Genomic DNA, 25,074 nt, shown 5'->3' on the forward strand with positions numbered 1-25,074 from the left:
AATTTATAAGGCTCAATACGAGTAATATAAAAAGAAATCCATATTGATTATTAATATGTCTCATATATACCCTATACACCCATTAATAAAAATTCAGTGTTAAAATTATTTATTGTTAACACCCTGTTACCAACTATGATACATTAGATTCATATCTAAAAACAAACAATCAAATACAATTTAATATATTTTATTGTTCTGAACTTCAATTTGTTGAGAATAATTTTGAATCAATAGCGTTCTAAAAAACTCTATAATGAAATACAGGTTTATTATTTTTGTTAATTAACTAATCAAAAATCTGAATCACTTGAAAACGAAATAACTGCTTAACATAATTGTTAATAATAGGTTATTTCAACTATTAACTAAGCTTAGAGGTATACATGCCACAATCTAAATATTTACAAGCAAACATTTTTAAAGCACTAACAATGGCAACGGGGTTAGGCTTTTTTACAAGCGCTGTACAAGCTGCAGATCCGGTTTCGACTTATATCGAAGCAGGCAAACCAGTTGGAGCATGGAAGATGCAAGTTGGTAATGGATTGAATTGGGGCATTCCGGTAGTTGATCAGCAAGGAAAAACAGAGCGTGGCAACTTAGTTGTCAAGCCAACGAGTAAAGATGCTGAAAACGATGCGATTAATATCAAATGGCGTGGTAAAGAAGTCAAAAATGAATGGGGCGGAAACATGTTGCATGATTCAACATTTACCGTAACCAAACATAATATCGATATATCAAGTGTCGAAGACTTAGCCGCCATTCAATTTGATATTAAAGTATTGCGCCAACCTAATAAGTTGGCGAGTATCTCTATGCGATGTAATTGGACTAATAAATGTGAAGGTAAATTACCTTTAAAACCCCTATTAAAACAGCTACCTGAAGATCAATGGACAACGTTAACCTTACCTTTAAATTGCTTTAATCAAACAGGTAATTTCGACTTTAAAAAAGTGACTGATATTTTCTCTATCTCGACCCAAGGAAAGATGGAAATAGATTTAGCCAACGTTGGCCTGGTTGCGTTACCAGAAGGCAATAAAGGCTGTAAAAAATAATAAACAAACGTGAATAAGTGGATTATTCACGTATTTAACTGATAAGAATAAGAGCTAACATGAAAAATTTATTTAAACCTTTGGCTGCCCTATCGGCAATCAGCTTATTATTTACGGGTTGCGCTGAATTAGCTAATTCAACTCTCACCTCTACCCAAAGTGACAAAACTAACGATGCGAAAATAATTAAAACACTCATCATTGATGGCCAAAACAACCATTTTACTTGGCCAAAATCAACCATGATGATGAAACAAAATTTAGAGCAAACAGGCTTGTTCACCGTTGATGTTCAACGTAGTCAATTTACATGGAAAGGCGAAAAGTTAATTGAGCAATTTCCGTTAACCACCCAAGCCCCAACCCAAGCTTTACCCGAGCCTAAAGCAGATCCAAATTTTAAGCCCAGTTTTGAAAATTACGACGTGGTTATTTCAAACTTTGGCTGGAAGGCGGCACCACTACCCGTTGATACCCAAAAATCACTAGAAAAATTTGTTAAAAATGGCGGAGGTTTAGTTGTTGTGCATGCCGCGGATAACTCTTGGCCAAAGTGGCCCGCCTACAATGAAATGATAGGTTTAGGCGCATGGGGTGGTCGAAACGAAAAATCAGGCCCTTTTGTTTATTATGATAAAAAAGGCAACCTTGTTCGTGACTTTTCACCTGGCGCAGCCGGATTTCACAAAAAAAGAAGCCCTTTGAAAATAGAACTTAGAGAACCACACCCGATAACAAAAGGTTTACCACCTGTATTTATGCATGGCATTGACGAGCTTTATGAAAAATTAAGAGGCCCAGCTAAAAACATGACCATTTTAGCGACTAGCTATGCGACGGCTTCAAAAGGTGGTGAAGGCAAACATGAACCCGTATTAATGGTGATTGAATATGGTAAAGGTCGTATTTTTCACACAACGCTAGGCCATGATGATACAGCACATGAGTCAGTCAGTTTAATAACGGCTATCCAACGCGGCACCGAATGGGCCGCAACGGGCAAAGTCACTCAGGCGGTTCCAAGTGATTTTCCAACAGCCGATACAGTCTCAAATCGTAAATTTACTTATAAACCTTTGAATTAAAATACCTTGAATTAATAAACAATTAAACACGGTGCTATTCATGTTACACCGTGTTTTTTTAATAACGTTGTAGACCGGTTTAGCCCCCTACCCAAAATTGTTTGATTTAATCCATTTAATTGGTGATTTCTAAGTGCATATCGATATTATCAACCTCTGTTTTAAATGCCCCTAGCGTTTTAAATCTATTCTTTTTATAAAACGCTACGGCTTGTGAATTGCTCGTTTGAGTGCCGCCCATTAAAATGAGAGATGAGATCGCCAGCTGAGTAGCCTTTTGTTTAATCACTGTTAATGCCGCAGTCGCGAGCCCTGATGATTGCAGAGCATCAGCAATGCACGGGGCAAAAACCCAATGCTTGCCTGCATTTAAATTTACACCATAATCGGCATAACGATTTACATCATGCGGGTATTTTTTTAAATCACTGTCGGTGATCACATAACCAACAATGTTGCTTGTTTGTTTGCTTTGATTGTGCTTGCTCGACATTACGGCTTCAATAACAAAAGCATTAATTAAGTTCGGTTCGTGTTTTATTTTTTCGCAAAAGCTTTTTGCATAATCCGCTGTTAACGGGTGCGGACCAAAACGCAAACGGGTGGCGGCCTTCAGTTGTTCAAAAAAACGCCCCAGCGCGTCGCCATCATCTGCATTAATCAAGCGAAGATGATAGGCGTTACCCGCTTTACAATAGATTGTCGTTGATTTATTTAAAGTCATGATACGTTTTCTCGTTGTTCTTATTTTGCCGATGAGTGAACTTTGCCAATGCACTTATTTTATCAATAATCTGCTTAAGTAATTGATGGCTGTGTGCATTTTTATAAAAATAGCGGGCTTATATTCGATGAATACGAATGCAAGTGAATACATAACCCGTATAACTCATTTAGACTAAGACAACACAAGCAGGTTGTTTAAGGTATTTATGAGTGCTTCCCAGGTTGAAATAATAGAAATAGGCGCAGCTTGCTGTGAACACTTTTTTAGCGATGATGAATTTCCGGCCTTTAAACAATGGCAAATACATATTGCGGGTGTTTCTCAACTACAAGGGCTTTACCACATAGCCAGACGTTTTCCTAAACACCATATGCTTGTTTATACGGTATCTGGCCGAGGATTATGGCAAAAGCAAACTGATAATTTATCGGTTTTTAATTCAGGTGACTGTTTATTAATCCCCGCTAATACCGATTTTGAATATCAAGCCGATCCGGTTAAGGGTTGGGAAACCGTTTGGTTTATCTTGCCACAAGACACCTATTGGAAAAACTTCCCCTCTGCGATCACCTTGCAATCGCATTGTACAACAGGTCATAAGTGGCAACAGCTTCTCATGCTTTTACAAGATGAAAAATATAAAAAAGACCAATTGTCTGAGCAAATGTGTCAGCTATACAGTCAACAACTGTTTATTTTGTTAACACGGCACCTGCAATCTATTGATCCGTCAACCGCACAATCACTTGATCGTATACAACAACTTTTTAATGCAGTAGAAAATGCCCCACACCTCAACTGGTCAATTGATACATTGTGCGCACACAGCCATTATTCACGCGCGCACCTTTTTCGATTAACCAAGCAACTCTTTAACTGCTCGCCCCTGCAAAAAGTCACAAAAATCCGCATGCACAAAGCCAGTGTCTTACTCAAAACAACTAATTTAAGCATTCAACAATTAGCCCAACTTGTTGGGTATGACGACCCGTTTAACTTTTCAACCCGTTTTAAGCAATCAATGCAAGTATCGCCTCGCCAATATCGGCTTGCTCACTAATTTAAATTGCCGTTATACATAATAACGCTATAACTAAATGGCGTTATTATCTAAACCTACGCTAAATTTATTAGCTTATATAGCCTGATTTTTTAAAACTATGCTTAATAAATCAGGGTGAGTTATTTTCTCATTTAATATAAATACAGCAACACCGTGGGGCTTTACTTCAACGGTTGTTGGGTCATCGTGATGTTCAATGTTTAGCGTTGAAAAATCACTCACGTTTTTCCATTCCCCTTTATTAACTAACGTACTTAACTCAATACTTTTCAATGCGTCCGATTTATTTAACAAAACTAAAGCGGTTTGATTAACGCCATTATGTTGAAAAATACGATAGAAAGCGGCGGTATGCTGGGTAAACTGTAAATTAACTTGCACACCTTGCTGCAACGCAATATGGGTTTTTCTTATATTGGCGATGGCTTTCAGGTTTTGGTGAATAGGGTTTTGTGGCGCGGTGTTTATTTTCTCTTGCCCTAAATAATTACGGTTGCCTTGGTGCTCAGCTTTACCGGTCATAAAATTGATTTCTGACCCATAATAAATAACCGGTATACCCCGGCTCGTAAATAGCCAATTATTCGCATCAATAAACCCATTGTCATCTGCATTCATACGCGGCATGTCATGGTTATCGTAAAAAGTCATTAACTCATAAGGGTTGGCATACAAATTATCGGTCAAATGCAAATAAGATTGTATATCACGATAATGCGAATCTGAGTTTTCAAATATAGTGGTTATTGATTCCCTACCAGGAAAATCTAATACACTAACCCCACCATTTTTAGCATAGGTATGCTGCGCAATGAAGTTAGCATCATACGAATAACTTTCGCCAAACATAAACATACCGGGGTTTTTACTTCGAACTTTGTCGGCAACGCGAGCCCAAAACGCATGCGGCATTTCACGAATGGTATCTATGCGTAAAGCATCTACGCCCTGCTCAATCCAATATAAATAAGCATCGGTTAAATAATCAAATGCCGCTTCGTTATTTTCATTTATATCAGAAAGCTGTGCTAAGCCAGTATGCGAATTATAAAAATTTTGTAATGGATCATTTTTATCTAACTTGGTTGGGTGCAAATTTTTATGATCGGCAACGAGTTCACCGGCTTTATTATATATTTCACCAAATAACGGCTGATCGACTTCCATTGTATAAGCCGGTGACCCATGGTTAGCGACAATATCTAGCACAAACTTTAAGTTGTTTTGCTTCAGTGTTTGGCTAAATTTTTTGAAGGAGAGCGAATCAGAAACCAAATGCTCGTCGGCTTGGTAAAAGTTATGTGCCCAATATCCATGGTAACCCGTTTTACCGCCATCTTTATAACCACCATCATAAGTGATTGTTTCGCCACCATTGAATGCCATATTGGGGTTATCCCAAATAGGTGTTAGCCAAATAGCCGTAAAACCTAAATCTTTTATATAATCGAGGTTATTGATAACACCTTGAAAATCGCCACCAACATAACCCACGTTAGCCTGTTGATTATTAGGGCCGACTAAAACACGATTATAAGAGCCCCATTCGCCGTTGCCCCAATCTAGGCCTTGTTCGGGGTAATTATTACTTTTATCGCCATCAACAAACCGATCGGTCAGGGCAAAATAAACGGCTTCTTTGGCGAAAGGTTCAAGTGTGCCGTAAATATTGTTAGGCGCATCAGTTGGCGTAACAACACAACTGCTTAGGGTGCCAATGGTCAAAGCCACGACAATTATATTGGTTTTATTCATTTTTAATTTTTGTCTATGTGTGTGATCTAGAATTCAACTATAAGCAACATCGGCATAATGCAACATAGACAATATTCGCAAATACCTTTGAAAAAGTATCATTATGCGTAATTTAATACCGTAAGGGTCTCTTCCTTATTGTTTGAACATTTAAGCCTTATGCTTAGTGAATAATAAAATAATTATGGGTAGGCATGCACACAATGAAACGATCCAGATCAGCATTTTTGTATAATAACGCCTCTATCATCTTAGCTATCATTTTCGCTTTTATCTTAGCGGCTTGTGGCGGTGGTTCTGGCTTTTCGTCGCCTTCGGCTAATGAGGGTACAAATAATAATGGAAATAACACTGATGGTAATAACAATGATGTAGTACAGCAACCGGTTAATGTTGCCCCTACGATCACCGGAGAGCCCAACACGCTTGTTGCAGAAAATAGCCCGTACTCATTTACACCTTCAGCCGTAGATACCAATAACGATACATTGCGTTTTACAATACAAAATAAGCCAAGTTGGGCGACCTTTAGTGCGTCATCTGGCCAACTAACGGGTACTCCTAACTATGAGCAAGCCGGTGTATATTCAAATATTGTTATTACCGTTTCAGATCAAACTCAAAGCACAAGCTTGGCTAGCTTTGATATCGAAGTTAAAAATACGAATCGATTACCCGTTTTACAAACCTCGCTGAATTTAACAACCCCCGAATTAGTCACGCATTCACTTTTATTATCTGCCACTGATCCTGATAACGACCCTGTAACAATTGCATTAAGTAACTTGCCTAATTGGATTTCGTTTAATGCACAAACATCGTTGCTAACAATCAGCCCCACAGTAAAAGACGCCGGTGCTTATAATAACTTACAAATAAGACTCAATGATGGCTCAGGTGAGCAGGTAAATAATACCTTCGCGTTAACCATAACAGACTCAGTTTCAGTAAAAGGTAAGGTCATAGATGGCTATATTAGCGGCGCTATTGTTTACCTTGATTTGAATCTAAATGGAGAGCTTGACGAAGGCGAACCCAATACCGTGACCGACGAAAACGGAAATTACGAATTAATATTAAGTGACGACGAAATCACAGCGGCAACCACGGCCCCAATTCGCTCATACATTGGTGCAGGCGCAACAGATTCAGACCGACCCGATAAAGATTTCTCTGCAAACCCCGTGACCCTTTCGACTTCACCCTTAGTCAATTTAACCACAGATAATGAAACAGTTGATGATGTTGCGGTTACGCCATTTACCAATCAAGTCGTGACAAAAATATCGGGGGCGTTAACCACAAATACCAGCAGTGCCGAACTCACCGTTTTAATCGAAACAGCAGAAAATGAGGTTGTAGAAGCGTTAATCGACGAGTTAGCTATTTTAACCGACATTACCCTAACCGATGAAAAATTAACCACACTAAAAACAACATTAAAAGAGCAGGTTATTTTAGGCGACTTTATTGCGTTTGATAAAACAACCCTACCCACAGAAATAACGGATGATTTAAATGATGTTGATAGTTTTGTTGGCAATTTGCAAACTCGTGTAAAACAAGAAGCACAAGACGAAGTTGATGCGATAAGCGACATAAACGTAACCCCTATTGCAGATGCCGGTGAAGATCAAACCAGCGTAACCAATAAAGCGGTCTTGTTAAATGCGAGTAAAAGTCGCGACCAAAACAATGACCCACTCACTTATTTATGGACACTCTCAACCCCTGCACAAAGCAACGCGAGTTTATCTGATCAAACACTTTTTGACCCCGTATTTATGCCCGATGTTGCTGGCACATACATCGCAACGCTTGTTGTAAATGATGGTCAGGTTGATAGCATAGCCGATAGCGTATCTATCTTTATTTCGGAATCTAATATCGCCCCTGTGGCTCATGCCGGCGCTGATCAGTCGGTTAGTGTTAATACAACAGTCACACTGAATGGCAGCGGTAGTCAAGATGCCAATGGCGATACACTCACTTATACTTGGTCAATATTTTCACCTTCTGGCGATCAAGTTACGTTAATCAACCCCAATGTGGTTTCCCCCACTTTTACACCCAGCAGTATCGGCAATTATATCGCTTCGCTTGAAGTTTCTGATGGCGAATTATCGAGTGAGGCTGCTCAAATAAACATTAGCGTAACCTCATTAAATACAGCACCGGTTGCCCTACCCAGTTTAACAATTGATACTAGTTTTACCGAGAACGATACCGTTACGTTAACCGGTGAATACAGTACCGATTCAGAAGGTGATACATTAACTTATCTTTGGGCGTTAACCTCGCCAGAAGGCAGCTCAGCAACGCTTTCAAACCATTCAAGTATGACCCCCAATTTTGTGGCCGATATAGCCGGTGTTTATACCGCAAGTTTGATCGTGAATGATGGATTATTAAGTAGCACGGCATCCACTATTAATATTCGTGTATCCAGTGCCATTGTGACTAACTTAGCCCCTATTGCGATCCCAAGTTTAACCTCACAAACAGCCTACACAACACAAGAGGTAATCACCGTTTCAGTGGGTAATAGTTATGATCCCGAAAACAACCCCATAACTTATCTATGGCAATTAGAAACACCTAATTCAAGCACCGCGATATTATCGAGTACAACCAGTGAAACCCCGAGTTTTACAGCTGATGTAGCAGGCACCTATATAGTTAGTTTAACGGTTAATGATGGAGAGTTAACCAGCGAATCACAAAGCTTAACGATCACCGTTACACAGGCTAATACCGCACCGATTGCGTCAGCCAGTATAACGAGTGATTCTGGGTATTTAGTGGGTGACACCGTAACCCTAACCGGAATAAACAGCACCGATGCGCAAAAGGATAATTTAACGTATTTATGGCAACTTACTCGCCCTGATAACAGCAATGCAGTACTGTCAGATGCGACTAGTGTATCACCTACTTTTATTGCCGATGTTGAAGGCACATACGATGTATCGCTAACGGTATCTGATGGGCAATTAAACAGTGATGCAACACAAATATCGGTTTTAGTCGCTAAAGCCAATACAGCCCCCAATGCATTAGCCAGCATATTAAGTGATGGCGGTTATACCGTAGGCGATACGGTTAATATTACGGGCATAGCAAGCAATGATAATGAAGCAGACACGTTAACCTATTTATGGGTATTGACAGCTCCCGATACCAGCACGGCTATGTTAACCAACAACACCGATGTTTCACCTTCATTTATCGGTGATATCGCTGGTACTTATGTTGTTAGCTTAGTTGTTAACGACGGTACAATAGAAAGCACAGCGTCGATTCTTAATATTACGGTAGCGGCCTCACCCACAAATGATAACGCCACCCCCATAGCCAATGCCGGCATCAACTCACAAGTTACAACGGGTGAAACATTAACCCTTGATGGTTCAGCAAGTTCAGATACCGATAACGATAATTTAACGTATAACTGGGTTATCACCAGCCAACCGGTTTATAGCGTGGTCGGTTTAATCGATCAAACCGCTGTTTCACCACAATTAACGCCCGATATGCCGGGCGCTTATACGTTATCTTTAATCGTTAATGATGGAAAAATTAATAGTGAAGAAAGCACCGTAACCATAACGGCAGTTAATGATTTAGTTGACATTAAAGATGATGAATTTATTAATAGAAACGACAGCTGCGAAAATTACGTAGGAACGTATTTTGCGAACGTAACCGACATTAAAAATGACAGCAATTTTACCGGCAACGTAGAAATTACGCTTAATGGTGATAGCTGTACGATAGTATCAAACGCCATTCCTAATCATGATTTTAACGATCAAACGGCCAGTTTTGCGCATGATGCAGCCGAGATCACCCTCACCTATAGTGTGCCGGTGACCCCAACAGAAGCCAGAAGAGTAAAACAAATATCGTTAGGCACCACAAACGCCATTTTACTCAATGGCGCTGAAGTCGATCTATTACCCGCAGCGTGTTACAACGAAGGCGATGAAGCACTAGGCAAAGAGAAAAAAGGCTGTAGTGATATGAGCCACCCTTGGCGCTACGACCCCATGTTTAGCGAAAATAACTTTGGCACCGATGCAAATAACGCCCATACACAATCAACCGGTTTATATCATTATCATGGCAACCCGCTCGCTATGTTTGATCAAAACTGTGAAATAAATGGCGTGCCATCACCCGTTATCGGTTTTGCAGCCGATGGCTACCCTGTTTATGGGTTATGCTTTACCGATGCCAATACCGGAAATGTACGTGCAGCCACACCCAGTTATCAATTAAAAAATAATGGCGGTGTACGCATCGACGAAGATGATTATTTAACGCCAACGGCAGGTAACGGCAATATACAAAGCGATAACTATGATGGCCAATTTCGTAATGATTATGAATATGTCGAAGGTGTCGGCGATTTAGATGAATGCAATGGCATGGAAGTAAATGGTCAATATGGCTACTACATTACCAATGCTTTTCCATGGGTATTAAATTGTTACAAAGGCGACATAGACGCGTCGTTTAGCTTTAGCACTATCTCGGCAACCTATAGCCAAAAATTACATTCACATTAAAACGGCTAAATACCCGTTAGGTATTAAATAAGCACAAAAAAGCCCAGTTCATTTTATTGAACTGGGCTTTTTATTAACCGTAAAGTTAACATCTAAAAACGGTATATACCTAATTAACCTTTAGTTAAACTAATACCGTCTTTTTTATTATATTGTTTTAATTGTTGCGTAGCCGAATGCGGAATAAAACCTTGTGCACTCGCCACAACCGCGCGCGATTCAATGCCCACCACACGAGCATGTACTTCAATACCTCTGTCATTTAACGTAAAAGTACCGGTTAATACATATTCAATTGGGTGCCATTGGCGTAATTCATCAATATCGCGGCTTAACGAAAAATCACCGGTTTCGGTTACTCTGATCGTACCCGTCGATTTATAATCAATCACGCTTAAACCTAATTGCTGCGCTTCGTGCATAAAATTTTCAGCTAAATGCAAACCCAATAAATTAGTTTCTTCTAAATTAGAATCTACCGGCACAAAACTCGCGACAGCAATAGGCGTTTTATCGGTGACATAACGCATATTTTTAACTAATTTAATCGCTAATGATTCAACATAATCACTAATTTTTAAATTGCCATCACTCGCTATATTATTATGGTATTGCGTTAAATACTGATGAGGGTCTCGCGCCCAGTGATTAAGCAATTGCGCATCTTTATGTCCGGCAAAAGCTTCTGACTGAATGGTTTTTTCTTGCTGTTGAACCATTTGCAAACTAGGTTGGCCGCCTTGTGTATCAGCACTAAACCATTCATCTGTTGTTTGGCAAGCCGTAAAAATAAACGGGCTGGTAAGCACACCCAGCATCATTATTTTATGTTTCATTATAAATACCTCACCTTAATGGCTTTTGTTTGCCCGTTGGTAAAAGAGCGGATACGATAGAGATCACGCAAATTGAGTTCGAGTTCAGTGATATAAATACCATCTAATTGATACGTTTTAACCGTACGAGCACCTTTAATAACACCTTGAACAGACGCTTTTATATTTTCGTCACCTAATACCAAATCGGCCAACCGAGAGTTACCAGATACTTTATGGCCATAAACTTTTTCGGTTAATTCGCGATATGCATCTAACTTTGATGCTTTAATCGCTTTAATCACTTTAGTTGATTCATCTTGGCCAATTTGAGTTTTAATGGGTGCATACCCTACTGCCGTTACCACATAATCTTCATCAGGTAACAAATATTCCCATTCATGATGTTTATTAATGCTTAGGTTATTAACCATACAGGCATTTAAAAATAATAATGATGCAATGCAAAAAAAGGTTCTTATCATTATTAGCTCCTAAAATTAATTAATAAGTACGACGACGTTCGCCGTTATGTTGCAAATAGCCATTACGTAAACTGATATTATCTTCAGAATGAAACACATTAGTGGGTATAAAGCCTTGAGCCGCGCTGATCACTTTTTTGTTATCAAACTGAATTAAACGCACATTAACAACAGCGCCTTTTTCATGTTCGGTTAACGTACCCGACAAAATATAGCGCGCATCAATTTTACCACTGAGTTGATTAACATCTCGGCTCCAAATTTGGTCGCCCTGCTCAGATATTTTAATACTCGGCATTAATTTATAATCAATTACACTAAAACCCCGTTTAGTTAATTCATAAACAAAGCCTTCTTCTAACTGGCCGCCTAAATCAATTAAAGGATGTCCGGAGAAATTCGCCTTTTCTCGCGTTTTTTCGTCAACCCAATTAGCCACCACAATAGAGCCCGCTAACTGATAAGCACTTAAGTTCAACAATAATTCATCGGCCAAAATATAAGTGTATGCTTTAACCGACAACTCGCTAACTTTAGGGGAATAATAATTTTCAGCCGAATGCTCAGGCGCTTTAGGTACCTCGTAGCTGTGGGTTTTAGTAAAAGTGCAGCCCGACAAACATAAGCATAAACAAACGAAGCCGAATGCGGAAAAAATAACCCGTGTCATAAATTTGGCCTGTAAAATTAAAAGACATTATTAACACAGCTTAAGCATATTTCATTCCAGTTTACTTATTTAAACAATATAAATTCGTATTGGCATGAAATTCGCTTTTATACTGGTATTATCGCATTTCAAATTATTGACGCAGCATAGGTATTCATATGTATTTTAAGGTATTACATAAAAAATTGAGTTTGATGTGTGCCCTACTCATTCTTTGTGTAGGCAATGTTCAGGCCATTTGGTATGAATCAACCGGATCTGCCCCTATACAGCGCGGAAACACCGATTTAGCCAGGCAAGAAGCCGTAAGAAATGCCGTTAAAGACGCACTACTCTTTGCGGGGGCAACCGTAAAAAGCGCACAACAAGTAACAAACGGCCTGTTAACACAAGATACCTTTGAAGTAAGAGCCAGTGGTGTTGTTAATGATATTCAACTGATCGACGAAAAAAAACAAGGCAACCATTTATACGTTTCAATACGGGCCGATATTTTTGCCGATGAGCGGCAATGTTTTACCACGCAATATCGTAAATCGGTCGCCTTTTTGCCATTACGTATCCAACATAGCAGCCACACAAAAGTAGGCAGCGTGTATCAATTACCCCAAATGATCAGTGAACAACTGTTTCATCGTGTATCAACCACAACCACGCATATCGATCCTCGCGTTTTTTTGCCTTCACAAATCAAAATGAAAGAAGGAATGAACAATAACAATTTACGTCATGAATTGGCGCAAGTATCAAAGCAAAGCGAAAGTCAGTATATAATATCAGGCCTGATTAAAGACATGTCGATGACAGAACGCCCAGAAGCAAAGTGGAAATCAATTTTTAGTGCTGATCCCGAACGATTTTTTGATTTGCAGCTGTATATATACGATGGATACACAGGGCAACAAATACAAATACTCGATTACTCAACCCAAGCAGAATGGCCTTTTGATACAAGACAAATGACCGATGTATCGAGCAGACGTTTTTGGCAATCAGATTATGGACAAGCCATAACTGAACAACTCGTAAAAGCAACTGGCGAGATAGATTCAATATTAAAATGCCAACCCGCACATGGCAAAATTATCGAATCGACCGGCGATACAATCCGCATCAACCTAGGTCATAGCAACAACATTCAAGTGGGAGACAAATTTAAAATATCGCATCAAGCAAACTTTGTAGATGAAGACGGAAATGACCATCCGCAATACGTGATCACAGATTATGAAATAGTGGTAACAGACGCGTATTCAAATACGGCAGTAGGCAAGTCACCTACCATGCAATTACTGGGTAATGTACAAGTAGGTGATATCGTTAAGCAAATTGACTAATCATATGCATAGACAATTTGCTTAGTCATCAATGTTATAAAGTTTGACAATAAGCTGGCGTTCTAACGAACCCATCGCATTTAAATTATGGGTCATAATACGGACCAGCTTAGATTTATTAACCCCTAGCGCCTGAGCACACTGAGACAACTCATCTCTAACCGTAGGGGTTAAAGTAAAAGTACACGCTTTATACTTCGACTTTTTATTAGTAACTTCTGGTTTACTTGTTGGTTGATTAGCAAGCGTTTCAGGTAAACCTTTAGCGTAATACTCAGCGCCGTTAATAAACTCATCAATACTGATAACTTTACGTTTAGCCGACGGCTCGTAAGTACTCTTCAGATCCGCTAACCCCATTATTCTCACTCCCCGCCTCAGCAGCCATTAACTCTTCAATAATACTTCTAATTTCGTTTGATGCTTTACCATTAGGCTCAAGTTCTAAAACAGAAGAACCTAACTCTTCACTATCGTCGTATAAATTACGCGCAAAAGTAACACTATCTAAAACATCTAAACCGTATGTTCTGCAAACTTCTTTCGCTTCGAGAATACGACCGGCCTGATTAGGTAATGAAGGACATTGAGTCATGACAATACGGGCATGCATTTTAGGATTAACCATAGAACAAGAAGAAACCAGCTCATCCATATGCGGTAGGGTTTTTAAATCTCGACGCTTAGGGCGCAAAGGTAACAAAACATGAGTGGCAACCGACATAGCGGCACGCAAAGTGGTGCTATCTTGTCCGCCGCAATCAATGATCACGTAATCATAATGGTTCTCAAAACTCATGAGTTCATAACGCACTTTACCATATAACTGAACACAGTTAATCCAAGGTAAATCGGGTGCGGAATGTCGAGCTTGGATCCAATCAGAAGTGGTTTTTTGAGGGTCACAATCAACTAGCATAACACTAGCATCTTTTTCTTTAGAAAAATAAACAGCAATATTTTGAGCTAAGCAGCTTTTACCGCTACCGCCTTTTTCTCCACCAACGAGCAAAATCATAACAACAGTCCTCAAGATACAACAGAACGACAACTTGTAGTTCATCTTAGTAACAATATGAGTTAAGCAAATTTACTTAACGTAATTGAGTATGGTAAGGCTTTATAATTTTGTCACGTTACGGCTGGCTTTTTTTTAGGCTATTAATGCATGTTTTTTAACTTTTTAATAACCGCTGGTTATTAAATACACATAACGCGTTCAAACGTGCAAACAATATGCACAGGTTAATCCTCTTACCAGAAATCCGCTATTTTATAATGTGACCTAGTTCAATATAAAAAAATCAATACGTTATAAAATGCAGTTAATAAAGCAGACAGCGAACAAAACAGGGATTTTAACAATGAACAAACTAAATAGAATGGCGACTTACCCTACAACAACAAACAACAATACAAAAACCATTTTACGCTCGCAATGGAATGCGCAAAGTACCAAACAAAATAAATTGGGCAAACAGCCATCATTATATTCAATAATATACAAACGCTACCCTAAACAAACCAAAATAGCCTTAGCTTCACTCGTTTTAATCACCATTTACTTTACCGGTTTAGGTAACGCAGTAGACGGCGTAATGCAAGTTGCAAATTTAGCGCAAACATCAACAAGTCAATCTCAAGCCCACTCACAAAACCAATCACAAACTCAAACAACAAACAAAACCACACAAGCCAATAATCAAACGCCACACAAAACGTTAATAGCCAAATCAGCCGCTAAACCAAGCCAAACAGCAATTAACAAACCGATCGATCCAAACATCACAAATATTAATCAATATTTTAAACAAAAATTTAGAGGTGGCGATTGGTACTACCAAGGCATAGAAGCCATTGATGAAAAATTAAAGGTATATATTCAAATACCAAAACAAATGCGCTTAAGCGGATACGAAACATCAAACTACATACAGCTTGCTTTATGCCCAAGCCAACACCAGTCAAAAACATTTAAAACATTAAAAAACAACCAACTTGAGATACATTTATATTCAACGCTTAAATCACAATCGGTTTCAGCCCTATGTAAAGTGTAAAAAAACAGCAAACAAACCTTAATAACATAATAGTTGTTTACACACCGCTAAACGCGTAATAGAATCAACAAGCTAAGATTTTAAAACCAAATGAAGTTTGCATTCATTTGTTCGGGGCCGATTAGGATTCGACGAGGTATACAAAGTTTTAGGTGCATGTCGAGGGGCGGTTTGCCTCGTAAAAAGCCGCAAAAAAATAGTCGCAAACGACGAAACTTACGCTCTAGCAGCTTAATAACCTGCTAATAGCACTTCTGCCCTAGCTTTCGCTTGTAAGACGGGGAATAACAGAAGTTCAAACCCAAACAAGATAGTGCGGATGCTCCAACCTGAGAGCTGAAACATGAAATTTAATTCAGGTTAGTTTATAACTGGCGTGTTCTTTCGCAGGTTATAGGCGAATGTAAAAAAGAACTAAACATGTAGTACCGACGATGGAGATATTTCGGACGGGGGTTCAAATCCCCCCGGCTCCACCAATTCAATAGGAAAAGACGCTTTTAGCGTCTTTTTTTATGCCTATAATTCAGTTAAATCAATGAATTAGCTATTTACCCTCCTTGTAGCATTTAGTTAAACAACGCAGATTTATATTTTTATTAACACTTTTAGTATTCCAAATTGATCGATAACTAGCTTGGAATACCAAAACATTATGAACACCATTAATAATTCAGCTTCACCAAGGAATTGAATATGTCAGAAAAGAAAATTAAGTTTGAATTCGAAAAAGAAAATAAAAACAGCATTCGATACAAAGAAGTCACAGAGAACGAAATGCCGCCCATCATCGGTTCAATTTATGTGCAAAAATGGTATGCCAACAACAGCAAAAATATTGAAATAACGATCAGTAAAAAAGATTAAGTTATAATTTTAATTGGGTAAGTTTGGATACAATCAAATCTAAAGGTAGCTCTGCTGTCATATGGCTCCAAGACATTCTTATTGCGCCATTAATTCGATCTTCGTCCAACCCCATTGCAGATAAAACATGCGACTGTTTGTAGCTAGTTGAAGTGCATGCTGAGCCGTTAGAAACAGCCGCTATTCCTTTAAACATAACCATAGCAGCTTCAGAATTAACCCCCGAAATAGAGAAGTTCAAAACGTAAGGCGATGAATTATCACCATTTAAAGTAGCACCTAACGGTTTAATTTTATCAATTAAATTTGCCTTTAATTTTTGAGCATGTTTCTGCCATTCTTCATTATCTGTTAGTGCTATTTCACAAGCTAAGCCGAAACCTGCGATAATTGGTACAGCTAATGTTCCAGGGCGTAGTCCTTTTTCTTGACCGCCACCAAAGAATATCGGCTTTAACGGAGGTTTAATGAAACCTCGCTTACGCATAATTAATGCGCCAACGCCTTTAGGTGCATAAACTTTATGCCCGCTAGCACTAATAAGATCGATTCGTTTATTAACGAGATCCCCTGTCAACTTTGCAAAACTCTGTGCTGCATCAACATGAAAATATGCTTCGCTATCAACGAGAATTGAACAAATATCTTCTAGCGGCTGAATACTGCCGGTTTCATTATTTACATGCATTATAGAAACTAATAATGTGTCATCGCGTAAAGACGATTTAAGCTCCTCTAGATCAATTAAACCATTTTCGTTTACATTTAAATAAGTAACATCAAACCCTTTACCTTCAAGATAAGAGATAGGTTCTAAAACCGCTTTGTGTTCAATTTTAGTGGTAATTATGTGTTTGTTATTTTCTTGTAATCCAAAGTTTTCAAGACCTAATATTGCAATATTATTGCTTTCAGTTGCACCGCTAGTAAAAATAACTTCTGATTTATCTGCATCTACAACAGCAGATACTTGAGCTCTCGCCTTTTCAGTTACTTGTTTAGCCTTAATACCAAACTCATGTGTACGGCTACCCGCATTTCCATACTCTTCAACCATTAAGTTATACACTAAATCAGCCACTGGTTTTAAAACTCGAGTGGTTGCATTTGAGTCAAGATAGATTGTCATTTAAAAATACCAATAGAAAATAGCTAAATGAAAGACATTATAAGGATAATTATGTATGATGCGCGCAAATGTTCGTACGAACAAATAAAAAATTTACGAACAAAGTATATTAAGTAAAAAACTATGAACTCAATAATCTCAGGCACTTCCTTCCCCGCGATCAAGGGGATACAAGCAAATTCTGAATATTTTACCGTAATGTGCCCGTTAAAACGACTATCAAAAATATTTACAACTGACGAATCACAATTTTCAGTAGATAAGCGCGCACAACGTTTAATCAATGAAGCTCGAATTCCCGATATTGCAAATTATATCTTAGAGCAAAGAGAAAAATATGTGTTTTCTTCAATCACAGCGTGTATAGATGGAAGTTGTGAATTTATTTCAATTGGAAATACTAAACATGAGCAGCGAATTGGTACACTAATCATTGACGAAGATGCTGAAATTTATATCACCGATGGGCAACACCGTAATGCAGCTATTTTAGAAGCTTTAAAAGAAGACCCATCTTTAGCAGATGAAACAATCTCCGTTGTATTTTTTGCCAACAAAACGTTAGATGAAAGACAAAGAATATTTAAAGACCTAAATTATTACTCAGTAAAAACAGATGGCTCATTAAGTATTACCTATGATGACAAGCCTGACGCTATTGTATCTAAAACGATTATCCTTAATAGTCCTCGATTAACAAAGCTAGTGCATATGGAAAATAGTAACTTAGGTGCTCGATCTAAGAAGCTAATCAGCCACAGTGCTGTCAATAGAGCGACAAAGTTATTATGCGGCACTATTAATTATGATAATCATAAAAAACTAATTCCTGTTGCTGCAGATTATTGGGAACAAGTAGTGAAAAATATTCCAGCTTGGTTGTTAGTTTGCCAAGATGAAGTTTCTGGCGGTGAGCTAAGAGATGAATCTATTCACGCTCATTCTGTAACATTTCAAGCTTTAGGCATTGTAGGGCGCTATCTTTTAGCACATGATCAGCACTGGAAAAAAACACTCAAAGCGTTGAAAAAAATAGATTGGAGTAGAACAAATAAAAGTTGGGAAGGACGGTGTGTTATTAATGGCGGCATGCATAACAACTCTAAAGCAGCACAATTAACCGCTATTAAAATTAAACAGTTAATTGGTTCTCAATTAACTGATAAAGAATTATCAATGGAAAATAAATTTATAGAGGCAAGAAATGAGTTCTGATCCAGTTTTACAGAACAACTCTGCATTTACCCAGAAAGGGGTAAAAGAAGTCCTTCGAGAATCAATAGAACATGTCAAAACTCTTTATAAAAGTGATCAAATTCCATGGGTAATTGGTTATAGCGGTGGTAAAGATTCAACAGCTATATTGCAGCTTATTTGGTATGCATTACAAGAGCTAAAAGAAGAAGGTGAATGTAAGAAAAAAGTACATGTAATTAGTACTGACACCTTAGTCGAAAACCCTATTGTTGCAATGTGGGTAGGTAAATCTTTAAGTAAAATGAAAGAGCAAGCGGATGCGCAAGGCTTACCTATTACACCACACCGTTTAACCCCAGAAGTTAAAGACAGGTTTTGGGTCAATCTTATAGGTAAAGGGTACCCAGCACCTCGTTATAAATTTCGTTGGTGTACCGATAGATTAAAAATATCTCCTTCTAATACCTTTATTCAAAACATGGCGAACAAAAGTGGTGAAGCTATTTTAGTACTTGGCACTAGAAAGGCTGAAAGTACAGCTCGTGCAGCTAGTATGGATAGATTTGAAAGCTCTGAAACAAATACTCGTAAAGCCCAAGGCTTAACCGAAAATGATTCTCTTGATCGCGTCTGGGTTTACACGCCAATTGCCAACTGGAGTAATGATGATGTATGGGTATACCTAAACAGTGTAAAAAACCCTTGGGGCTTTCCAAATCACGACTTAATGGGTATGTACCAAGGCGCTACCGAAGGTGGTGAATGCCCTTTAGTTGTTGATAAGAGTACACAAAGTTGTGGTGACAGCCGTTTTGGTTGCTACGTATGTACAATGGTATCTGAAGATAAATCAATGAACGCCATGATAGCCAATGACGAAGAAAAAGAGTGGATGTATCCGCTTGTTTCACTTCGTAACGAAATTGAAGTTAATGATGCTAATAGAGCCAAGAAAATAGAGAAGCTTAAGCGAGATAAAGCTAATCGTGACTTCAGACGGATGAAAGGCAACTTAACGGTTCATGTTTCAAAACACGGCGCAGATTTAGTACCTGGACCTTATATACAGTCATTTCGAGAATATTTGCTAGCTAAAGTATTAGAAGCGCAGGTTGCTGTGCAAGAATTAGGGCCTGAAGAAGTAAAAGATTTAGAGCTACTTACCTTAGAAGATTTAGAAGAAATTCGCCGAATTTGGCTTGAAGATAAACATGAAGCTGAAGATAGCGTTCCGCGAATTTACGAAAAAGCACTCAATAAAACATATCCGGGTAAAAAACGTGCTCACCACCCTATTTTGAATATAGATGTATTAGAAAAATTAAAAGCGCATTGCAAAGAGCAAGGCGATGTAGATGGGTTGCTTTATCAGCAAATGCGCTCTGTTATGTCAATTGCAAACAAGCACCGTAATCAATTACGCAGAGCAAACTTGGCCGAAGAGCTAAACAAAAGCTTAGACACAGGGGCATTCAATACTTTATTTGAAGCAAAACAGTTTGCGTTAGAGCGAGAGCGCCACCGTTTACAAATACATTTAAATAATACTCCCAATCTTGACGATGAAGAGAAGCAAGCAATTGAAGAAAAAATACTAATGGTAACTAAGTCTATTAAAGAAGAAGGCTATAGCTCATTACTTATTGAGTCAGAGGAAATAAGTGATGATTATTAAGCAGTTAACAATTGAAAATTTTGGTATATATAAAGGTTTTCATGAAATAGATTTAAGTACAACAACAGACAAGCCCATCGTGTTATTTGGTGGTTTAAATGGTGGCGGAAAAACGACTTTTTTAGATGCTCTTCAATTAGTTTTGTATGGTAAGCATGCTAAATGTTCAAACCGCGGGATAGAAGCTTTTAGTACGTATTTAGCCAACACCAAAAATCGATATGCGAAGGAAGATGAACAAGTAGAGTTATCAATAACATTTACCCATTCAACAGATACTGAAGTAAAAGAGTTTAAAGTAATACGATCATGGAAAGTCACAGCAGAAACACGTGACAAGGTAAAAGTATTTTGTGACGGTGAAGAAAACCGACATTTAAGTCAATATTGGGATGAGTTTGTTAATGAATTTATTCCACTTTCACTCTCTGATTTGTTTTTCTTCGATGGTGAAAAAATTGAAAACTTAGCAAACCCAGATAGAAGTTCAGAGCTTATTCGTACAGGCATAGAGAACTTATTAGGATTAGATTTGCTTAGCCAATTACAAATTGATTTAGGTAACGTAGAGCGAAAGCGAAAAAGTTCCAATGTTGATGATAGTGTTATGAAAAAAATAACACTGTGTGAAACAGAGATCAGTGAACAAAACAGTATTGTCCATGATTTAAGAACTGACATAGCAACTCTTGATAAAACCGCTAGTGAATATAATTTAAATATTAACAAATCACGCCAAAAAGTGAGAAATGCCGGTGCTCACTTAATTGAAGAGCGTGACGCTATTAAATTTGAGCTTGGCTCTATTGAGCAAAAGCTAAAAGCGAATCAAATTAACCGCGTTAAATTAGATGCAGGTTGTGGTCCCCTAGCTTTAGTAAGCGAATTAATTGCGCAGACTAAAAAGCAAATGACTCTTGAAAAACAAGCTACCCAAGCAAAAGTTATTGATGAAGCTATTAGTGAATACGAGCAAGTTATAAAAACTTCACTTACTGACGTTGGAGTTGATAATCACGCTCTTAGTAAGATAGAAGAAACAATGAAAAGCTTGGCAGATAACCGCCAAAAACTTGCGGAAACAGAATGCTATATAAATTTAGATAGCGTTATGTTTAACGGTTTAGATGAAAAGCTAGTAAATGATTCAAGTGAACGTAAGCAGTTAGCTAAAGAGCGGGATGAATTATTAAAAGCGCAAACGTTATTTAATAAAAAGCTAGAAAGCATTCCTGATTATGAAACAGTTCAGCATCTGTTAAACGAACTTGCAGAATATGAAGCAATGTTTAAAAACACTCAGGTATTAAGAAAGCAAAAACAAGAAGTGTTAAATCAAGCCATAGCTAAATTAGACGTACTTAACCAACGTTATTCAAATTTATTAACGCAACAAAGTAAAGACACCTTTGAGCAAAAAAGAGCAGTACAAGTAGCTGACCATATTGGGAAGCTTAAAAGTACCATGCAGAGTTTTGCTGAAAAATTAGTGATTGAAAATGTTGAATACCTACAAACTCATATCAGCAAAAAATTTCATGCGCTATCACGTAAAGAAAAGCTAATTAACGGCATTACTATTTGCCCCTCTAGCTTTGAATTAACGTTACAAGATAATAACGATAAAGCAATGTCGCCAAGACGGTTATCAGCAGGCGAGCGCCAATTATTGGCAATCGCTGTTTTATGGGGATTAGCTGAGGCTTCAGGTAAAGAAATTCCAACTGTTATAGATACGCCGTTAGGGCGTTTAGATGGTAAGCATCGTAATAAGTTGATTAACAACTACTTCCCTAATGCTAGCCAGCAAGTGATTTTGTTATCTACCGATGAAGAAATTAACGGACAATATTACGAACAGCTAAGCCCTGCTATCTGCCGTGAATACCATATTCAATATAATGAACAACAGCAAAGCTCAGCTTTCACTAAGGGATACTTCTAATGGAACTTACGATTGAGACTATTCGTCTTTCTGAAAAGCAAAAGCAACAATTAACCACCTTAAAACGCAAAACCGGTATCGAAAACTGGAACGTTTTATGTCGCTGGGCTTTGTGTATGTCATTAGCTGAAGAAACATCACCTGCATATGAAGATATCCCTTCAAACAGTAATGTTGAAATGAGCTGGAAAGTCTTTTCAGGGGAGTATTCTGAGGTATATTTGGCGATATTACGTGAAACTTATCAAAAGCAAAAAGCACACCTAATTGGTGTGCCTTTTTCTGATTTTTTTAAGTTACATTTGAATAGAGGAATAAGCTTCTATTTACAACATAACTAAGCCAGTTCCGAATCCGTAAAAATAGGTAAATATTTATATATTTTTGAGAATTGTTCTATATCACTTGGAGGAATAATTTTCTCAAGCTCTTTTTTTCTACCTTTTCGTCCTTTAGGCATTATTTCTAGTAATGCCTTAACTTCTTTTAAAGTTAAGTTAGGTACTTCGATAATATATGGAACCTCGTTATCCCGGTAAAAATCAAATGATTTAAGGTTAGATTGTTCTAGCTTTTCTGCCTCTTCAAGTGTTGTGTAAAATGTAAAGCCGACGGTAGACATTTCACAACCATCTTGATAATTGAAGTTTACTAATTGCTTTAATTTAACTTTTTCTGCTAAGCCTCTATTTTTCACTTCAAGTCGCTTTTCAATACAATTAACAATCAACATTCTGAGCAGGCTAGAATAATTTTCCCATTTACTTAATCCTCGAAGTTCTAAATCATGAGGAATATAACTTTCACCATGAACTTTCTTGATATAGGCATTCAGTCTACCTATTTGAGTTCCAATTTCAGGAAATTCTATTTCTAATTCAGCTGGTTTAGGAGGTCGGCTATTGTAGCTAACAAATAAAACACTACCTGACTCCAACTCTCCAGATAAAGTAACAATATCACCCAAACAATATTCTTCTAATAATCCGTCATAATCAAGCCAAACAATTGACCGGTTCTTATCTAGCTCAATCTCCGGTAAAATATTAGTCGACATACCATATTTCATATCAATACAATTTAAGGGCTTGTTAAAGTCATATTTGGGTTTATTTCCTATATCTCCTTCTATACTGATTAATTTATCAATATGTAAATATTTATGAACCATAAGAAAGTCTGTAAAATACTTAGATCCAAAGCCAACATATGTATAATCATTGGTAGGGAAACCTGCTGAGAATCGAATGAGTAGATCCCTTAACATTTTCCTTTCGATATTTTTAGCGACTCTAGTTGAATAGTTGATTTTTTTTGAGCTATTCATACATTAACACTCATAATCAAAGTAATTATCAAATGTTATCTTTCCTGCTTCACTTGCGCTTTTGGCGCCAGTGACTTCTTTAACTTTAGTTAATTTATCTATTTCAACTTGATAAGAAATTGAACCGTACTTTGCAGCTCTCGCTTCTATTTTATCAGGTCTAATAAATTGTTCTTGTTCACAATCAGCTTGATAAATACTTATTGATTCAGCATTTCTTATAGCTAAAGCAAGGACTGTTTCTTCCTCTTCTAATCTATTCTCTGCAGCCTGTTTTCTTTCGGCTTCTCGTTGGTTTAAGAACTTTATAATTGGCTCGATAGCACTGATCATTAATTTGTTAGCATATCGATATACGCGGTTATCTAAATCAACACCTGTTTTTGTTGTAGTCCACGGTAACTTGCTCGAATCCTCAGATTCAAACTCTACAACACCTCTAAAAAATGCAAATCGATCATGATACTTAGGAATACTATTTGTGCCCCAAAGAGTTTTTGTCGATTGTTCGGAGCTTTCCACAAGCCTTCCATTACAAACTATATACCAGCCTCCCTTGTGTAAGTCTTGCTCACCAACGCCAACCTTTACTTTTATAGATACATTATTAAAAGTATCTTCTAAAGAAATAATACTCAACTCATCAGACTGCCTGACTTTAATATCAAAAAGATCAACTTCATCTCCATTGATATAAATCTTTAACCCTTGATTTATTCTTTTAAAATAAGCAATTGCTACTTCTTCTTTAAAACACCTTAAAAATTCGTTGTCTACAAATTGTTCTTTGACTGAATCAAATAAATTACTTACTTCTATATATGTCCCATTTGCATCATTAGGCTTTTCAATAGATTGTAATTGAAACTCCCACTTTTCAGATTCAGAAGATAGCCAATCTTGAACATCAACTGTGAGTTCAAACGCACCATTAGGAAATACTGACCTAACGGTAAAGTTATTGCCAAGCTTAAATAACGTTCGTTTCATCCCTACACCAAACTGTCCAACAGAGTTTGGAGTTAACCTTTCTGATTTAGAATCTCTACCGAACCTGAAGGCGTAAAGCCGAGCAGTTTCAACATCAAATCCACCACAATTGTCTTCTATTTTAAAACCAGACTCATCTAGTGTAATTTTTATTTCTTTACCATTTAGATCGTCTTTGTTTAGTGTGTTGGCAGCATCTACACTATTATCAATTAGGTCTAAAATTGCTCTATCAAGGGGGATATCTCTTGTAAGCATAGAGATAAAGAAGTCTTTAGTTGGATTTGCATCAACCGATAAATTTTCCAT

Annotated in this window: 21 protein-coding genes and 1 other RNA gene; 12 read left to right on the forward strand and 10 right to left on the reverse strand. The window is 37.7% G+C overall.

Annotated features, from left to right (window positions below):
* The first annotated feature begins 386 nt into the window (after positions 1–386).
* On the forward strand, positions 387–1,067 hold the full coding sequence (locus tag DPX34_RS04885; protein WP_111977294.1) for a putative glycoside hydrolase: 681 nt from the start codon (positions 387–389) through the stop codon (positions 1,065–1,067).
* A gap of 59 nt (positions 1,068–1,126) precedes the next feature.
* Positions 1,127–2,152 carry a ThuA domain-containing protein gene (locus tag DPX34_RS04890; protein ID WP_111977295.1) on the forward strand — a complete coding sequence of 342 codons (1,026 nt, stop codon included), beginning with the start codon at positions 1,127–1,129 and terminating at the stop codon, positions 2,150–2,152.
* Positions 2,153–2,267: 115 nt separating this feature from the next.
* Here the strand turns inward: DPX34_RS04890 and DPX34_RS04895 are convergent, their stop codons facing one another.
* A complete protein-coding gene (locus tag DPX34_RS04895; protein WP_111977296.1) occupies positions 2,268–2,876 on the reverse strand; it encodes an N-acetyltransferase in 609 nt (202 codons plus the stop codon).
* Positions 2,877–3,084: 208 nt separating this feature from the next.
* On the opposite strand from DPX34_RS04895, the gene DPX34_RS04900 reads away from it, so the two are divergent.
* Positions 3,085–3,939: an AraC family transcriptional regulator gene (locus DPX34_RS04900; RefSeq protein ID WP_111977297.1), complete on the forward strand. Its 855-nt coding sequence runs from the start codon at positions 3,085–3,087 to the stop codon at positions 3,937–3,939.
* A gap of 75 nt (positions 3,940–4,014) precedes the next feature.
* Here the strand turns inward: DPX34_RS04900 and DPX34_RS04905 are convergent, their stop codons facing one another.
* Positions 4,015–5,697 (reverse strand): alpha-amylase family glycosyl hydrolase, encoded by a 1,683-nt coding sequence (locus DPX34_RS04905; RefSeq protein WP_111977298.1) that lies wholly within the window; start codon positions 5,695–5,697, stop codon positions 4,015–4,017.
* Positions 5,698–5,900: 203 nt separating this feature from the next.
* Between DPX34_RS04905 and DPX34_RS04910 the strand changes: the two genes are divergently transcribed.
* Entirely contained in the window at positions 5,901–10,268 is a 4,368-nt protein-coding gene (locus tag DPX34_RS04910) for a PKD domain-containing protein (RefSeq protein ID WP_198673628.1), read from the forward strand.
* Between the two features lie 113 nt (positions 10,269–10,381).
* Here DPX34_RS04910 and DPX34_RS04915 read toward each other — a convergent pair whose 3' ends face one another.
* Genes DPX34_RS04915 through DPX34_RS04925 form a run of 3 tightly spaced genes read right to left on the reverse strand, consistent with a single transcriptional unit; the run spans position 10,382 to position 12,238 of the window.
* Positions 10,382–11,104, reverse strand: a complete 723-nt coding sequence (locus DPX34_RS04915) for a FlgO family outer membrane protein (protein ID WP_111977300.1) — start codon at positions 11,102–11,104, stop codon at positions 10,382–10,384.
* On the reverse strand, positions 11,104–11,568 hold the full coding sequence (locus DPX34_RS04920; RefSeq protein WP_111977301.1) for an LPP20 family lipoprotein: 465 nt from the start codon (positions 11,566–11,568) through the stop codon (positions 11,104–11,106). Before DPX34_RS04920 ends, DPX34_RS04915 begins: the two co-directional genes overlap by 1 nt.
* 19 nt (positions 11,569–11,587) lie before the next feature.
* On the reverse strand, positions 11,588–12,238 hold the full coding sequence (locus DPX34_RS04925; protein ID WP_111977302.1) for a FlgO family outer membrane protein: 651 nt from the start codon (positions 12,236–12,238) through the stop codon (positions 11,588–11,590).
* A 158-nt stretch (positions 12,239–12,396) separates the two neighbouring features.
* Between DPX34_RS04925 and DPX34_RS04930 the strand changes: the two genes are divergently transcribed.
* Positions 12,397–13,575 carry a flagellar assembly protein T N-terminal domain-containing protein gene (locus tag DPX34_RS04930; RefSeq protein ID WP_111977303.1) on the forward strand — a complete coding sequence of 393 codons (1,179 nt, stop codon included), beginning with the start codon at positions 12,397–12,399 and terminating at the stop codon, positions 13,573–13,575.
* Between the two features lie 21 nt (positions 13,576–13,596).
* On the opposite strand, the gene DPX34_RS04935 is transcribed toward DPX34_RS04930, so the two are convergent.
* Together DPX34_RS04935 and DPX34_RS04940 are read right to left on the reverse strand one after the other, a co-directional pair.
* The gene (locus DPX34_RS04935) at positions 13,597–13,935 is read right to left on the reverse strand and encodes a hypothetical protein (RefSeq protein WP_111977304.1); all 339 of its coding nucleotides are present in this window, start codon (positions 13,933–13,935) and stop codon (positions 13,597–13,599) included.
* Positions 13,892–14,593, reverse strand: a complete 702-nt coding sequence (locus DPX34_RS04940; protein WP_111977305.1) for a division plane positioning ATPase MipZ — start codon at positions 14,591–14,593, stop codon at positions 13,892–13,894. The genes DPX34_RS04935 and DPX34_RS04940 overlap by 44 nt, the downstream gene beginning before the upstream one ends.
* Before the next feature lie 346 nt (positions 14,594–14,939).
* Between DPX34_RS04940 and DPX34_RS04945 the strand changes: the two genes are divergently transcribed.
* The 3 genes from DPX34_RS04945 (at position 14,940) to DPX34_RS21860 (ending at position 16,502) form a co-directional block, all read left to right on the forward strand.
* Positions 14,940–15,635, forward strand: coding sequence for a hypothetical protein (locus DPX34_RS04945; RefSeq protein WP_111977306.1), 696 nt, complete (start codon positions 14,940–14,942; stop codon positions 15,633–15,635).
* A 113-nt stretch (positions 15,636–15,748) separates the two neighbouring features.
* Positions 15,749–16,114, forward strand: a transfer-messenger RNA (tmRNA) gene (gene ssrA, locus DPX34_RS04950).
* 217 nt (positions 16,115–16,331) lie between these two features.
* Entirely contained in the window at positions 16,332–16,502 is a 171-nt protein-coding gene (locus DPX34_RS21860) for a hypothetical protein (RefSeq protein WP_198673629.1), read from the forward strand.
* A 1-nt stretch (position 16,503) separates the two neighbouring features.
* On the opposite strand, the gene dndA is transcribed toward DPX34_RS21860, so the two are convergent.
* Positions 16,504–17,631, reverse strand: coding sequence for a cysteine desulfurase DndA (gene dndA / locus DPX34_RS04955; protein ID WP_111977307.1), 1,128 nt, complete (start codon positions 17,629–17,631; stop codon positions 16,504–16,506).
* Between the two features lie 123 nt (positions 17,632–17,754).
* Here dndA and dndB point away from each other — a divergent pair, with 123 nt between their 5' ends.
* Genes dndB through dndE form a run of 4 tightly spaced genes read left to right on the forward strand, consistent with a single transcriptional unit; the run spans position 17,755 to position 22,789 of the window.
* Complete coding sequence (dndB, locus tag DPX34_RS04960) at positions 17,755–18,846, forward strand: DNA sulfur modification protein DndB (RefSeq protein WP_111977308.1); 1,092 nt, start codon at positions 17,755–17,757, stop codon at positions 18,844–18,846.
* Positions 18,836–20,503 carry a DNA phosphorothioation system sulfurtransferase DndC gene (gene dndC, locus DPX34_RS04965; protein WP_111977309.1) on the forward strand — a complete coding sequence of 556 codons (1,668 nt, stop codon included), beginning with the start codon at positions 18,836–18,838 and terminating at the stop codon, positions 20,501–20,503. The genes dndB and dndC overlap by 11 nt, the downstream gene beginning before the upstream one ends.
* Positions 20,493–22,448, forward strand: a complete 1,956-nt coding sequence (gene dndD, locus DPX34_RS04970) for a DNA sulfur modification protein DndD (protein ID WP_111977310.1) — start codon at positions 20,493–20,495, stop codon at positions 22,446–22,448. Before dndC ends, dndD begins: the two co-directional genes overlap by 11 nt.
* Positions 22,448–22,789, forward strand: coding sequence for a DNA sulfur modification protein DndE (dndE, locus tag DPX34_RS04975; protein WP_111977311.1), 342 nt, complete (start codon positions 22,448–22,450; stop codon positions 22,787–22,789). The genes dndD and dndE overlap by 1 nt, the downstream gene beginning before the upstream one ends.
* Here dndE and DPX34_RS04980 read toward each other — a convergent pair.
* Entirely contained in the window at positions 22,786–23,775 is a 990-nt protein-coding gene (locus DPX34_RS04980) for an O-methyltransferase (RefSeq protein ID WP_111977312.1), read from the reverse strand. The two genes, dndE and DPX34_RS04980, sit on opposite strands and share 4 nt — an antisense overlap.
* Before the next feature lie 3 nt (positions 23,776–23,778).
* Positions 23,779–25,074 (reverse strand): ATP-binding protein, encoded by a 1,296-nt coding sequence (locus tag DPX34_RS04985; RefSeq protein WP_157964622.1) that lies wholly within the window; start codon positions 25,072–25,074, stop codon positions 23,779–23,781.

The sequence above is a fragment of the Algibacillus agarilyticus genome, from assembly GCF_003286125.1.
Taxonomy (GTDB): Bacteria; Pseudomonadota; Gammaproteobacteria; order Enterobacterales; family Alteromonadaceae; genus Algibacillus; species Algibacillus agarilyticus.

Bases quoted from the DNA above. Each gene is read 5' to 3' on its own strand.
- DPX34_RS04885 (WP_111977294.1), top strand. From the start codon at position 387: ATGCCACAATCTAAATATTTACAAGCAAACATTTTTAAAGCACTAACA.
- DPX34_RS04890 (WP_111977295.1), top strand. From the start codon at position 1,127: ATGAAAAATTTATTTAAACCTTTGGCTGCCCTATCGGCAATCAGCTTA.
- DPX34_RS04895 (WP_111977296.1), bottom strand. From the start codon at position 2,876: ATGACTTTAAATAAATCAACGACAATCTATTGTAAAGCGGGTAACGCC.
- DPX34_RS04900 (WP_111977297.1), top strand. From the start codon at position 3,085: ATGAGTGCTTCCCAGGTTGAAATAATAGAAATAGGCGCAGCTTGCTGT.
- DPX34_RS04905 (WP_111977298.1), bottom strand. From the start codon at position 5,697: ATGAATAAAACCAATATAATTGTCGTGGCTTTGACCATTGGCACCCTA.
- DPX34_RS04910 (WP_198673628.1), top strand. From the start codon at position 5,901: ATGAAACGATCCAGATCAGCATTTTTGTATAATAACGCCTCTATCATC.
- DPX34_RS04915 (WP_111977300.1), bottom strand. From the start codon at position 11,104: ATGAAACATAAAATAATGATGCTGGGTGTGCTTACCAGCCCGTTTATT.
- DPX34_RS04920 (WP_111977301.1), bottom strand. From the start codon at position 11,568: ATGATAAGAACCTTTTTTTGCATTGCATCATTATTATTTTTAAATGCC.
- DPX34_RS04925 (WP_111977302.1), bottom strand. From the start codon at position 12,238: ATGACACGGGTTATTTTTTCCGCATTCGGCTTCGTTTGTTTATGCTTA.
- DPX34_RS04930 (WP_111977303.1), top strand. From the start codon at position 12,397: ATGTATTTTAAGGTATTACATAAAAAATTGAGTTTGATGTGTGCCCTA.
- DPX34_RS04935 (WP_111977304.1), bottom strand. From the start codon at position 13,935: ATGGGGTTAGCGGATCTGAAGAGTACTTACGAGCCGTCGGCTAAACGT.
- DPX34_RS04940 (WP_111977305.1), bottom strand. From the start codon at position 14,593: ATGATTTTGCTCGTTGGTGGAGAAAAAGGCGGTAGCGGTAAAAGCTGC.
- DPX34_RS04945 (WP_111977306.1), top strand. From the start codon at position 14,940: ATGAACAAACTAAATAGAATGGCGACTTACCCTACAACAACAAACAAC.
- DPX34_RS21860 (WP_198673629.1), top strand. From the start codon at position 16,332: ATGTCAGAAAAGAAAATTAAGTTTGAATTCGAAAAAGAAAATAAAAAC.
- dndA (WP_111977307.1), bottom strand. From the start codon at position 17,631: ATGACAATCTATCTTGACTCAAATGCAACCACTCGAGTTTTAAAACCA.
- dndB (WP_111977308.1), top strand. From the start codon at position 17,755: ATGAACTCAATAATCTCAGGCACTTCCTTCCCCGCGATCAAGGGGATA.
- dndC (WP_111977309.1), top strand. From the start codon at position 18,836: ATGAGTTCTGATCCAGTTTTACAGAACAACTCTGCATTTACCCAGAAA.
- dndD (WP_111977310.1), top strand. From the start codon at position 20,493: ATGATTATTAAGCAGTTAACAATTGAAAATTTTGGTATATATAAAGGT.
- dndE (WP_111977311.1), top strand. From the start codon at position 22,448: ATGGAACTTACGATTGAGACTATTCGTCTTTCTGAAAAGCAAAAGCAA.
- DPX34_RS04980 (WP_111977312.1), bottom strand. From the start codon at position 23,775: ATGAATAGCTCAAAAAAAATCAACTATTCAACTAGAGTCGCTAAAAAT.
- DPX34_RS04985 (WP_157964622.1), bottom strand. From the start codon at position 25,074: ATGGAAAATTTATCGGTTGATGCAAATCCAACTAAAGACTTCTTTATC.